The sequence below is a fragment of the Nocardia sp. NPDC059764 genome (assembly GCF_042732555.1).
Lineage (GTDB): Bacteria > Actinomycetota > Actinomycetes > Mycobacteriales > Mycobacteriaceae > Nocardia.
The window spans coordinates 1-11,597 of sequence record NZ_JBHWHH010000208.1 but is presented as its reverse complement, the minus strand read 5'-3'; the positions used below and the strand labels follow the sequence as shown (position 1 = coordinate 11,597).

At 70.3% G+C, this 11,597-nt stretch carries 12 protein-coding genes; 3 read left to right on the top strand and 9 right to left on the bottom strand.

The window, feature by feature from the left end; all coding sequences use genetic code 11:
- Positions 1 to 35 precede the first annotated feature (35 nt).
- From ACFV4K_RS31125 to ACFV4K_RS31095, 7 genes are all read right to left on the bottom strand, one after another.
- Complete coding sequence (locus ACFV4K_RS31125) at positions 36 to 1,361, bottom strand: RsmB/NOP family class I SAM-dependent RNA methyltransferase (protein ID WP_379279743.1); 1,326 nt, start codon at positions 1,359 to 1,361, stop codon at positions 36 to 38.
- 71 nt (positions 1,362 to 1,432) lie between these two features.
- Positions 1,433 to 1,921 (bottom strand): hypothetical protein, encoded by a 489-nt coding sequence (locus ACFV4K_RS31120; protein WP_379279742.1) that lies wholly within the window; start codon positions 1,919 to 1,921, stop codon positions 1,433 to 1,435.
- Positions 1,922 to 2,038: 117 nt separating this feature from the next.
- Positions 2,039 to 2,962: a methionyl-tRNA formyltransferase gene (gene fmt / locus ACFV4K_RS31115; RefSeq protein ID WP_379279741.1), complete on the bottom strand. Its 924-nt coding sequence runs from the start codon at positions 2,960 to 2,962 to the stop codon at positions 2,039 to 2,041.
- A 1-nt stretch (position 2,963) separates the two neighbouring features.
- Positions 2,964 to 3,536 carry a peptide deformylase gene (def, locus tag ACFV4K_RS31110; RefSeq protein ID WP_379279740.1) on the bottom strand — a complete coding sequence of 191 codons (573 nt, stop codon included), beginning with the start codon at positions 3,534 to 3,536 and terminating at the stop codon, positions 2,964 to 2,966.
- Positions 3,537 to 3,600: 64 nt separating this feature from the next.
- Positions 3,601 to 4,623, bottom strand: a complete 1,023-nt coding sequence (locus ACFV4K_RS31105) for an esterase/lipase family protein (RefSeq protein WP_379279739.1) — start codon at positions 4,621 to 4,623, stop codon at positions 3,601 to 3,603.
- Positions 4,624 to 4,716: 93 nt separating this feature from the next.
- Entirely contained in the window at positions 4,717 to 5,313 is a 597-nt protein-coding gene (locus ACFV4K_RS31100; protein WP_379279744.1) for a PadR family transcriptional regulator, read from the bottom strand.
- Between the two features lie 192 nt (positions 5,314 to 5,505).
- Complete coding sequence (locus ACFV4K_RS31095) at positions 5,506 to 6,195, bottom strand: HAD family hydrolase (protein ID WP_379279738.1); 690 nt, start codon at positions 6,193 to 6,195, stop codon at positions 5,506 to 5,508.
- A gap of 86 nt (positions 6,196 to 6,281) precedes the next feature.
- Between ACFV4K_RS31095 and ACFV4K_RS31090 the strand changes: the two genes are divergently transcribed.
- Positions 6,282 to 7,079 (top strand): ABC transporter ATP-binding protein, encoded by a 798-nt coding sequence (locus ACFV4K_RS31090; RefSeq protein ID WP_379279737.1) that lies wholly within the window; start codon positions 6,282 to 6,284, stop codon positions 7,077 to 7,079.
- 15 nt (positions 7,080 to 7,094) lie between these two features.
- Here the strand turns inward: ACFV4K_RS31090 and ACFV4K_RS31085 are convergent, their stop codons facing one another.
- On the bottom strand, positions 7,095 to 7,676 hold the full coding sequence (locus tag ACFV4K_RS31085; protein ID WP_379279736.1) for a TetR/AcrR family transcriptional regulator: 582 nt from the start codon (positions 7,674 to 7,676) through the stop codon (positions 7,095 to 7,097).
- 78 nt (positions 7,677 to 7,754) lie between these two features.
- Between ACFV4K_RS31085 and ACFV4K_RS31080 the strand changes: the two genes are divergently transcribed.
- Positions 7,755 to 8,600 carry an SDR family oxidoreductase gene (locus ACFV4K_RS31080; protein ID WP_379279735.1) on the top strand — a complete coding sequence of 282 codons (846 nt, stop codon included), beginning with the start codon at positions 7,755 to 7,757 and terminating at the stop codon, positions 8,598 to 8,600.
- A gap of 204 nt (positions 8,601 to 8,804) precedes the next feature.
- A complete protein-coding gene (locus ACFV4K_RS31075; protein ID WP_379279734.1) occupies positions 8,805 to 9,242 on the top strand; it encodes a MarR family winged helix-turn-helix transcriptional regulator in 438 nt (145 codons plus the stop codon).
- A 74-nt stretch (positions 9,243 to 9,316) separates the two neighbouring features.
- On the opposite strand, the gene ACFV4K_RS31070 is transcribed toward ACFV4K_RS31075, so the two are convergent.
- Positions 9,317 to 11,597, bottom strand: a 2,281-nt coding sequence (locus tag ACFV4K_RS31070; protein ID WP_379279733.1) for a primosomal protein N', incomplete at its 5' end; no start/stop codon positions are given.

Here is an 11,597-nt window from a genome sequence, read left to right as displayed (position 1 = left end):
CGGCCTGCGGACCGACCGCCGGACACGCGGATTCGCTACGCCTCCAGAGGCTTTCGCAGGGCCGCGAGGAACATGGCGTCGGTGCCGTGGCGGTGCGGCCACAGCTGGGCGCCGGGGCCGTCGCCGAGTTCCGGGACGCCGGGGAGCAGCTCACGGGTGTCGAGCTGCTCGGCGCCGGTGCGGCGGACCATGTCGGACACCACCGAGACCGTCTCCGGCAGGTGCGGCGAACAGGTCGAGTAGACCACCACGCCGCCCGGACGGACGAGATCCCATGCGGCGGTGAGCAGTTCACGCTGCAAGGTGACCAGGTCGCGGACGTCGGAGGGCTGCCGGCGCCAGCGAGCCTCCGGGCGGCGACGCAGTGCGCCCAGACCGGTGCAGGGCGCGTCCACGAGGATGCGGTCGAAGCCCGGGGTCAGGCCCGACTCACGGCCGTCGGCGACATGGACGTCGACCGGCATGCCGCGAGTGGCCTTGCGAACCAGGTCGGCACGGTGCTCGGCCGGTTCGACGGCATCGACGCGGAAGCCGTCGATCTCGGCGATCGAGGCCAGCAGTGCGGTCTTGCCGCCCGGACCCGCGCACAGGTCCAGCCAGCGCCCGCCGTCCTCACCCTCGAGAGGTGCCCGGGTGACCGCCAGGGCCACCAGCTGACTGCCTTCGTCCTGCACCGCGGCCATGCCCTCGCGGACCGGTTCCAGCTTCGCCGGATCACCGCCGTCGAGGTACACCGCGTACGGCGACCAGCGGCCTTCCTCGCCGCCGGTGATCAGCGCCAGCTCCTCGGCGGTCATATCGCCGGGCCGCGCCACCAGATGCACCAGCGGCCGCGCGTCGTCCGCCTCGAGCACGTCGCGCAGCTCGCCCGCCCGCGCGCCGAGCGCGTCCGCGAACGCCTGCGCGATCCACACCGGATGCGCGAACTCGAACGCCAAGTGCCCCAGCGGATCCGACGGCGCGAGCCGCTCCACCCACTCCTCCGGAGTGCGCTCGGCCACCCGCCGCAGCACCGCGTTCACGAACCCGGCCCGCCCCTGCCCGTACTCGGCCCGCGCCAGCGCCACCGACGTGTCGACGGCCGCGTGCGCCCCGATCCGGGTCCGCAGCAACTGATACGTCCCCAACCGCAGCACGTCCAGCAACGGACCGTCGATCTCCTCGACCGCCCGCCCCGCGCAGTCCGCGATCACCGCGTCCAGCAACCCCACCGACCGCGAGGCCCCATAAGTCAACTCGGTCGCCAGCGCCGCGTCCCGCCCGCTGATCTTCCGCTCCCGCAACAACCCCGGCAGCACCAGATTCGCGTAGGCATCCCGCTCCCGCACCGCCCGCAGCACATCCCGCGCCACGATCCGCACCGGATCGGCCCCCGCTTTCTCCGCCCGCCGAGCCGCCGCAGCCCCGGGCTCGCCGCCCCGAGCACCAGCGTCTACCCGCTTGCCACCCCGGTCACCATGCGAACTCCGCGAGCTGTCAGAGGACTTACCCCGTCCACCGCCGCCACCCGCACCACGCTTGCCACCGAACGAGTCGCCGCCACGGCCGCCACCGGATGACCGGCCACCGGATGCACCACGCCGGTCATCCCCGAATGAGCGCCCGCCGGACCGCGAATCGCGGTCGCCTCCGGCGAATCCACCGCGCTGATCCTCGTTGCGACGTCCGCCACCGGACCGCTCGCCGCCACCGCTACGGTGTCCGCCGAAACTGTCGCGCCCACGATCTCCGCCGTAGGACCGGTTCGAACCCGAATCGCGGTCTCCGCCGCCATATCCGCCGCGGCGGTCATCAGTGCGACCGCGGTCTCCGGTGTCGCCACGGCCGCCGCCGTCGCGCCGGCCGTAGCCTTCGCGGCCGCGCAGGCCACCCGAGGAGCGGTTCGAGCCCGAATCGCGCTCTCCGGCTGGGCGATCGCCACGGCCGTAGCCCGCGCGGCGGTCGCCGGTGTCGGAGCCGCGGGTCGCGTTCGAGTCGTCGGATGCCCCGGCCGAGGAGCGGCGGAAGGGGCGGCGGGGAGGGTTGTTGTCGGGGTTGGTCATTCGGTCACCGTGCCCGGTTCCAGGCGAGCGCCACGGGCCCAGTCCAGGGCGGGCATCATGCGCTTGCCCTGGGGCTGGACCTGGGTGAGGCGGACCGCGGTGGTGGCGGTGCCGATGAAGACGCCCGACTTGCGCACGTCGATGGTGCGGGGCGGAAGGGTTTCCTCCACGAGTTCGACGGGGCCGAGTTTGAGGCGTTTGCCGTCGATCTCGGTGAACGCGCCGGGCGCGGGGGTGACCGCGCGGATGCGGCGGGAGATGGCGAGGGCGGGCTGGTCCCAGCGGATGCGGCCCGCTTCCGGTTCCACCTTGGGGGCGTAGGAGATACCGTCCAGCGGCTGCGGAACCGCTTGCACGGTACCGTCTTCCACGGCGTCCAGGGTGGATTCCAGCAGCACCGAGCCGCTGTCGGCGAGACGCTCCAACAGGGTGCCCGCGGTGTCGGCGGGCGCGACCTTCTCGGTCATGGTGCCGAAGACGGGCCCGGTGTCGAGACCCTTCTCGATGAGGAAGGTGGACGCCCCGGTGTACTCGTCACCAGCCAGCAGCGCCGACTGCACCGGCGCCGCGCCACGCCAGGCGGGCAGCAGCGAGAAGTGCAGGTTGATCCACCCGAACCGGGGAATCGCGAGCACCGTTTCGGGCAGCAGCGCGCCGTAGGCCACGACCGGGCAGCAGTCCGGCGCGAGTTCGGTGAGCTGGGCGATGAATTCGGGCTCGGACGGCTTGCGCGGCGTGAACACCGGAATCCCGTGCTCGTCGGCCAGCTGTCCGATGGGCGAGCGGGTGATCTTGCGGCCGCGTCCGGCCACCGCGTCCGGCCGGGTCACCACCCCGACCACTTCGTGCCGCTCGGATTCGATGAGTCGCCGCAGCGACGGCACCGCCGGTTCGGGGGTTCCCGCGAAGACCAGACGCATATCAGCGGCTCCGTTCCCGGCTACCGGCCGAGGCGCGGCGACCGCCGCCGATCTCGGACGCGGGCAGCACTGTGATTCCCTGTGTGAACCAAGACGATTCGCGAATCGTGCGCATGGCCTCCTTGCGGAAGGCCGACTCCAGCCGCTGCAGGAACAGCACGCCGTCGAGGTGGTCGGTCTCGTGCTGCACGCAGCGCGCCAGCAGTCCCTCGGCCCGGAACTCCACCGGCTTGCCGTCCAGGTCGACACCGCGCGCCAGCACGGTCATCGGCCGGGTCACGTCGAAACGGACGCCCGGGATCGACAGGCAGCCCTCGGGCCCGGTCTGGGTCTCCTCGCCCTCGACCTCGAAGACGGGGTTGATCAGATGCCCCTGGGCGTCGCCGGTGTCGTAGACGAAGACCCGCAGCCCGACCCCGATCTGCGGGGCGGCCATGCCGACCCCGCCGCTCTCGTACATGGTGTCGATGAGGTCGGTGACCAGCTGGCGCACCTCCCGGTCGAACGTCTCGACCTCCGCCGCGCGGGCACGCAGGATCGGATCGCCGAACAGGCGGACAGGCTGGATGGTCACGGGCAGCTCCCGATAGCGAACGAATACGGTCGTCTCATTTTACGGACGCCCGTGACCACCCTGATCAGGAATGCGCCGCCAACACGACATCGCTGATCCCGGTGCCGAACGGCACCGGCACGCAGACCGGTGTCACGGCGTGTCCAGGATCGAGCAGATTGACCGCCAGCTGTTGCGCGAACGGGTCGTAGACCAGGTGGAAATGCCCGGTCAGGTCGGCCTCGCACAGATCCTGCAGCACGATATTGGTCGCGCCCGGACCGCGCAGGGCGATATTGGTATTGGGCTGAATCATCTCATCCACCCGGCTGCCGATGGTCGTGTATTTCACACCCGGCACCGTGTCGCCGCCCGCGTTGAGGTCGGTGATGAACGGCGATCCCGCGGCCTGCTGGACCGCGGCGAGCGAGGAGCCGAACTCGACGAGTTTGTAGATCCCCGGCACCGCGTCGGCGATCGGCACCAGCCCGTACATGATCCCGCCGTAACTGGGCGAGGCCATACCGATCCACTGCCCGACCTTGGGCGCGCCGCCGAGTTTGTTGATCCAGTAGCGAGTCACGCTCGCGCCCTGGGAGAAACCGACCAGATCCACCTGCGTGGCCCCCGTGGCGGCGAGCACCTGGTCGACGAAGACGCCGATCTGCGCGGAGCTGGCCCACACGTCCTCGGTGCCGAAGGTGTCCTTGCCGGGCTTGCCGCCGTAGTTCAGGGCGAAGACGCAGATCCCGGCCTTGGCGAGCAGCGGGCTCAGGCCCGACCAGTCGGAGTAGGCCGAGGAATCGGTGCCGTGGGCCAGGATCACCGGTCGCGGGTGTTCCGTGTTCGGTTTGCAGCCGAAGTCGTTGGCGCCCTGGGGCGCAGCGTCCGGATGCTCTTTCAGATACTTGGCCGCCGCCAGATGCCCGGTCTGCGGCGGCCCCTGCTGAGCGGGCACCCGCAGGACCGGTGCGACGGCCGGTTCGGCCTGCGCGTAAGTCCCCGTCGGGGTGGCGGCCGTGCCGATCACGGCGGCCGCCAGCGCCGCTACCCCCACCGGCGCGACGCGGCGCAAGTATCCGCGCGTCCGGTTCCTCTTTTGTCCCATGTCACAAGATCGCATGGGGCGCTGTTGTCCCATGTCACGATCTTGACCGGTTTCGAGCCGAAAGTCCCGGTGGTTTCCGGTGATTCGGCCCCGTCACTTTTCGGGTGTGTCGTCCTCGGCGAGGATCCGGTAGAGCGAGCGGCGCGCTTCGGTGAGCACCTCGGCCGCCTTGGCCGCCTGATCCTTGGTGCCGACGGCGGCCACCTGGGCCACCGCGCCCATCAGCTGACCGACCAGTCCGCGCAGGTCGAGAGCCTGGTCACCGACGCCGTCCTTGACGTCCTGCCAGGGGTCGCCCAGATCGGTGCGATTGGCCTCGACGTACTCGACTCCGGCCTCGGTGAGTTTGGCCGTCTTGCGACCCGACACCTTCTCGATGAGCACCAGGCCCTCGTCCTCGAGCTGAGCCAGCGCGGGGTAGATGGAGCCGGGGCTGGGACGCCAGACATCCTCGCTGCGTTCGCGAATCTGCTGGATCAGCTCGTAACCGTGCATGGGCTGCTCCTGCAGCAGGAGCAGGATGGCGGCGCGGACATCGCCGCGCCGGCCACGTCCACCGCGGCCGCGACCGCGACCGAAGTGCGGACCGGGCCCGAAGCCGGGACCGAAGTCCGGGCCGAATCCACGGCCGTGTCCGTGGCGGTGCGGGCCGAATTCACCGCGCGGGCCGCGGGGCCCACCTCGACGCATCCGCGGATGTTCGGGGCCCTGCCGCTCGTCGCCGCGTCGCCGCCAGGGGCCGCGGCCCCGTTCGATGTCGTCCATGCGTTCCATGGTCGCGCCTCCTTCAAGGCTCGTCGTTGCATTTACTGCTATCGACGATATATCGACAATCTATCCACAGCAAGGGTGAGCCGGAACACGAACCGACCGGTTTGGAGGTTAGGGGATCAGGAGGTCGTGCGCACAGATCGCATCCCACAGTCCGGTCGCACGATCGTCCGTCGGCAGCGGGTCGACCAGGGCGAACGCGCAGCCCAGAGCCTTGGCGCCGCCGTCGGCCTCGAGGCTGTCGCCGACCATGAGGGCCCGGTCGGGAGCGACGCCGAGGCCGTCCAGGGCGGCCTCGAAGATGCGGGTATCCGGCTTCATGGCGCCGACTTCGTACGACAACGCGTATTCATCGATATATCGGAGCCAGCCGCGGTCGGCGAAGGCCGGGCGGATATCGAAGGCGATATTGCTGACCACACCCACGCGCAGACCGCGCCCGTGGAGTGCGCGCAGCACTTCACCGGTGTCCGGGTAGGGCGTCCACTCCCCGGCGTCGCGCATGAGTTCATAGAGCCGGATCGCCTGCGCGGCGGGGACACCGGACTGCTCGAGCACCTCGAGGTAGGCGCGGCGGTGCAGCGCGGGATCGAGATCCCGGTTCTCCCAGGCGTATTGGCCGTCGGCGTCGAACTCGACGAATTGGCCGACGGGGGCGGTCATGCGGCGCATGATCTCGGCGATCTCATGACTGTCGAGCAGGCGGCCACCCGCGTCGGTGAGGCGCGCACCGTGGAACGCCGCGTCGTCGAATCGGAAGAGCGTGCCGGAGAAGTCGAACAGCACCGCGTCGATCGCCATGCCGCCACCCTACACAGCAAACATAGAGCTACCCGTCAAGCTGCCCTACTCCTCAACTTGTCTGAGGACTTTGCTAGGCTCGGGACATGACAGACCCGGTGCTGAACGTGAGCGACGTGACGGTGGCACGGAGCGGAGACCCTATCCTGCAAGGGGTTTCGCTCACCGTGCGCGCCGGTGAGCACTGGGCGCTGCTGGGCCCCAACGGCGCGGGCAAGACCACGCTGCTGCGCATGCTCGGCGCGTTAGAACATCCCACCAAGGGCGCTGTGGAGGTGCTCGGGCAGCGGCTGGGGCGCGTCGACATCCGTGCACTGCGGGCCGGCATCGGGCACGTCGATCCGCGTCATGCGCCCAGTGGCGCACTCACTGTGCGGGAGGTCGTGCTGACCGGTGCGACCAACACCGCGGGCCTGATCCCCCGCTGGCAGGCATCCCCGGAACAGCTGGCCGAGGCCGATCGCCTGGTTGATCTGCTCGGCCTGTCGCACCGCCACAACGCGGATTGGCAGATCCTCTCCCAGGGCCAGCGCGGCCGCACCCTCATCGCCCGCGCCCTCATGCCGAGCCCGCGCCTACTGTTGCTCGACGAACCGGCCACCGGGCTGGATCTGGCCGGGCGCGAACAACTTCTGGAGCGCGTCGACCTGCTGCAGCGCACCCACCCGGACCTGGCGTCGGTGCTGGTGACCCATCACCTGGAGGAACTCCCGCCGGGCACCACCCACGCCATGTTGCTGCGCGATGGCCGCACGGTCGCCGCCGGAGCGGTCGACGAGGTGATCACCACCGCCCACATCAGCACCTGCTTCGACCATCCGGTGCGGATTCTGCGCGACGAAGGCCGCTGGAGTGTCAGACCCGCTCAGCCGCAACTGAACTGACCGGCGATTCTCGGATCAGGTCGTCGGGACCAGCGAGTCGATCCAGCGTTCCAGGCGAGCACCCTCGGCCGCCATCATGTCCGGGTCGCGAAAAGTATTCGTGAGCAGGGAAATCCCCTGATAGGCGGCCAGCAGGGCGACCGCGAGCTCACGAGAGTCACTGCGCCCCATCGCCGCGAACTGCGCGTCGATCCACTCCAGCAGCCCGCGCATGACATCGGCGAGCTCGCGGTCGAGGCCGTCCACCCGCTTGTCCAGTTCGGTGGCGAGAGTGCCCGAGGGGCAACCGAACCGGGCGGCGACGTCCCGCTGCTCGACCCAGCCGCGCACCAGCGCCTTCAAACGCGCCGCAGGGGCGTCGATCTCCTCCAGGGCGGCGATGATCTCCTGAGCCGTGCGCGCGTGCGCGCCGATCGCCGCCTGGACCAGCTGATCCTTGGTCTTGAAGTAGTAGTACACATTGCCGACCGGAACGTCGGCGGCGCGCGCGATGTCAGCGATGGTCGTCTTCTCCACGCCCTGCTCGTGGAAGACCTTGGCGGCGGCATCCGAGAGCCGCTCGCGCTTCCCCGCCGCCCGCACCACTGAGTCAGTCATACGACTAACTATAGACAACGGCCGGTCATGTGGCCTATCGTTCGATTTAGTCAGACAACTAACTCAGGAGTGAGACAGATGATCGTGGTAACCGGAGCGACCGGAAACGTCGGCAGCGCGCTCGTGCGCGAACTCGCGGAAGCCGGCGAGAAGGTGGTCGCCGTCTCGCGCGGCGAGAAGCCGATCGACCTGCCCCAGGGCGCCGAACACCGCCGCGCCGATATCGGGGATCTCGACAGCCTGACCGAGGCCGTGACGGGTGCGGACAGCTTGTTCCTGCTCATCACCGGACCGCAGCTGGTCGAGGGGCCCGCACCCGCCGAGGTGCTGAAAACCGTTGCGGCGGCGGGTGTCCAGCGCGTGGTGTTCCTGTCCTCGCAGGGCGCGGTGACCCGGCCGGGCAGTGACGGATACGCGCGGACGCTGGCCTTCGAACGGGCGCTGGCCGCGTCGGAGCTGGAGTGGACGGTGCTGCGGCCGGGTGGGTTCTTCACCAACACGTTCGCCTGGATCGAACCGGTCCGCGCCGAGCGGATGATTCCCGCACCCTTCGGGGATGTCGGTCTGCCGCAGGTGGATCCGGGCGATATCGCGGCCGTGGCCGCGGCCGCGCTGACACAGGACGGCCATCACGGGCAGAGCTACACCGTGACCGGACCGGAACTCGTCACTCCGCGCGATCAGGCGGCGGCGCTGGCGACGGCGCTCGGGGAGCCCTTGCGGTTCGTGGAGCTCAGCCGGGTGGAGGCCAGGGTCAATATGCTGCGCTTCATGCCGGAGTCCGTCGCGGACCACACCCTCAGCATTCTCGGCGCGCCGACGCCCGAGGAGCAGCTGGTCAGCGGTGATGTCGAGCGGGTCCTCGGGCGTCCCGCGACGGGATACGCACAGTGGGCGGCCCGGGTCGCCCTGGCCTTCCACTGAGTTCGATCATTGAATATTTCGTACGCATCAGCTTATCGTCTATCTATGCATACCGGACCCGGACGCCGATCGTTCGGGCCGGGATTCCAGGGCATGAGCACGGTGCCTTCGGAGAGGCCGACACCTTCGACGCCGACGCCATCCTGACCCGCGCGGGCGACACGATCGACAGGCCGCATCGGCTCGCCGCATAGTCTGGTCCGCATGACAGACCGTCCGGACCTCGCAGCGATGATCGTCCCCCTGGGCCGCGCACTCATGGCGGCCGAGCAACCGGTGCTGGCCGCGCACGGGCTGACCATGTGGGCGTATGTCGTACTGCTGCATCTCGATGAAGGTCCGGCACGGGGACAAGGGGTGCTGGCGCAGGAGATCGGGGCGGACAAGACGCGGATCATCGCGGTGCTCGACGACCTCCAGGAACGGGGGCTCATCGAACGTCGCCCCGATCCGGCCGACCGGCGGGCCCGGCTGCTCGCGCTCACCGCCGAAGGACGCCACCTGCGGGATGCCGCTCAGGCCGAGATCCAGGCGCAGGAGGATCGGCTGCTCGGCAAGCTGCCCGCCGCCGACCGCCGCGGCTTTCTCAACGCACTCACCGCACTCGCCGCCCTCCCCCGCGACGAAATCACCGGTCCTTGACCAGGATCAATGAGCTGACCGGGCAGCGATCGGGACAGAATTCCGTGCCCGGAGCTCCCTGATCTCGGTGTCGGTCAGCCGATGTCGATCGGGTCGATCTGGACGCGCAGGGGGGCGTCGGAGCGGTGGGTGCTGCGGATGGCCTGGGCGGCGGTGAGGGCGCGGGACAGGGCCGCCGCGCCGGAGCGGTCGGCGCGCAGGATCATCCGTTCCACCTCGGCGGGAGAGTCGCCAGAGGAGAAGGGCTTCCGGGCGCCGGGGGGCAGCGGGACCGGGCCCAGGACTTCGACATCACCGGGAAGCTTTGCCTCGCCGAGCAATTCGGCGATGGAGTCGGAGGTGCCGTCGATGGCGGCGAAGCGGACCGCGGGCGGGAAGCGGACCTCCACGCGCTGATCGAGTTCGAAACCGGCGTGCCACACCGGATCCCAGCGGACCAGGGCCTGCACGGTGGGGAGACCGGCGTCGGCCATGACGATGACGCGGCCATCGGAGCGGACCAGGGCGGCGGCCGACATCCAGCGGCGCAGGGCGTCCTCGGCGGCGCGCAGATCGGCGCGGCCGAGCAGGGCCCAGCCGTCCAGGAGCATGGCGACCGCGTAGCCGCCGGGCACCGGGGGTTCCGCGCCGATGGTGGAGACCACCACCTGCGCTCCCTCCGGCACCGAATTCAGGATCGCGGAGCCACCCGAACCCCGCACGGGCACACCGGGAAACGCGCGGCCCAGCTCCTCGGCGGTGCGGGACGCGCCGATCACGACCGCCCGCAGCGCACGAGATCCACAAGATCCGCAGCGGAACGCGGCCTCGGTGATTCCGCACCACCGACAGGCCGGGCTCTGCGCCTCGGCGACACCTTCTCGCCCACTGCGCAATGCGCCACGTGACGCGGGCGCGCTGTCCGGCAGGGCGAGGGGCCCGTTGCAGTGGCGGCAACGCGCGGGAGTCCGGCACTTCGCGCACGAGAGAGCCGGGATGTAGCCGCGCCGCGGCACCTGAACCAGCACGGCCCCACCGGCTTTGAGTGCCTTGCGCGCCTCCGTGAACGCCACCGCCGGAATCCGGATCGCCTGCGCGATGGGATCCCGCTCCAGCGCGGCGTCGGTATCACCGGGCGCGGTGATGCGCGGCATGGCCTGCCGCACCACCGCCCGATCCGCGAGCAGGTCGTGCGCCCACCCGGATTCGACGATCGCCTGCACCTCGGCCGTGCGCGCGAACCCGGCCGCCACGAACGCCGCCCCGGTCTCGTGCGCCCGCAGCATCGCCACTTCCCGCGCATGCGGATACGGCGACCTCGGCTCGGCGAACGTATCGTCCCCGTCGTCCCAGATGGCGATCAACCCGAGGTCGCGCACCGGCGAGAACACCGCACTGCGCGTCCCCACCACTACCTTGGCCTGCCCCCGCAACACCGACAACCACCGCCGATACCGCGCCGACGGCCCCAGCCCCGCCGCCAACCCCACCGCCGACTCCCCCACCAGCGCAATACATTCCGCCAGCACCCGATCCAGATCCCGCTGATCCGGCACCATGATCACGGCCCCGCGCCCACCCCGCACGGTCACCGCCGCCAACTCCGCCAGCCGTTTGGCCCAATCCTCCCCCGGTAGCGCCTGCCACCCCGCCCGCGGCCCCCGTCCCGCCGCCAGCGCACTCAAGAACGAATGCCCGTGTGTGTAGCGGCCCCACCCGGGGAAGTCGGCCGCGACCGTACTCCCGGCACTATCGTCACCTGCACGGCGCGGACCGGCGGCGGTGGACGCTGTGGCCTTGTTCCCGGCCGCCTCGGCATCAGTGGCCTCGGCAGGCACTGGATCCGGAGGGGCGCTTCGCGCGGCGGTGTCGTCCGCGCTCCCGGGTAGAGCGTTGACCGAGGCGCTGTCGGCGGCGGCCGGACGGTCGATGGCGGAGAGTTCAGCGTCGTCGAGGTCGACCACTGCGTCGACCGCTGTGACCGCGGCGGCGGCAGCCTTCTTCGAAGCGCGCTTGGGCTTTTCGGGCTTCTCTGTGCCCTCGGTTTCGACCTTGGCGTGGCGGGGTGGGATGGCGAGGCGGAGGACGTCGGCTCGGGTGCCGGCGTAGCGGGCGGCCACGGCGGTGACGAGTTTCAGGATTTCGGGGGTGAGGACGCGTTCGCCGGAGACCACGCGCTCGAGGCGGACGAGTTTGCCGGTGTGGGCGGATCTTTCGAGGCGTTCGAGGAGGTAGCCGTCGATGAGGCGGCCGGAGAAGCGGACTCGGACCCGGACGCCCGGCTGGGCGATGTCATCCAGCTCCGGAGGGACGACGTAGTCGAAATCGCGGTCCAGGTGGGCGGGTTCGAGCAGGGGCAGGACCCGGGCGATGGGC

Excerpts from the sequence above, each read along its gene's own strand:
- ACFV4K_RS31105 (WP_379279739.1), bottom strand. The coding sequence starts at position 4,623 with ATGGGACAAAAGAGGAACCGGACGCGCGGATACTTGCGCCGCGTCGCG.
- ACFV4K_RS31080 (WP_379279735.1), top strand. The coding sequence starts at position 7,755 with ATGATCGTGGTAACCGGAGCGACCGGAAACGTCGGCAGCGCGCTCGTG.
- fmt (WP_379279741.1), bottom strand. The coding sequence starts at position 2,962 with ATGCGTCTGGTCTTCGCGGGAACCCCCGAACCGGCGGTGCCGTCGCTG.
- ACFV4K_RS31100 (WP_379279744.1), bottom strand. The coding sequence starts at position 5,313 with ATGCGTCGAGGTGGGCCCCGCGGCCCGCGCGGTGAATTCGGCCCGCAC.
- ACFV4K_RS31095 (WP_379279738.1), bottom strand. The coding sequence starts at position 6,195 with ATGGCGATCGACGCGGTGCTGTTCGACTTCTCCGGCACGCTCTTCCGA.
- ACFV4K_RS31090 (WP_379279737.1), top strand. The coding sequence starts at position 6,282 with ATGACAGACCCGGTGCTGAACGTGAGCGACGTGACGGTGGCACGGAGC.
- ACFV4K_RS31075 (WP_379279734.1), top strand. The coding sequence starts at position 8,805 with ATGACAGACCGTCCGGACCTCGCAGCGATGATCGTCCCCCTGGGCCGC.
- ACFV4K_RS31085 (WP_379279736.1), bottom strand. The coding sequence starts at position 7,676 with ATGACTGACTCAGTGGTGCGGGCGGCGGGGAAGCGCGAGCGGCTCTCG.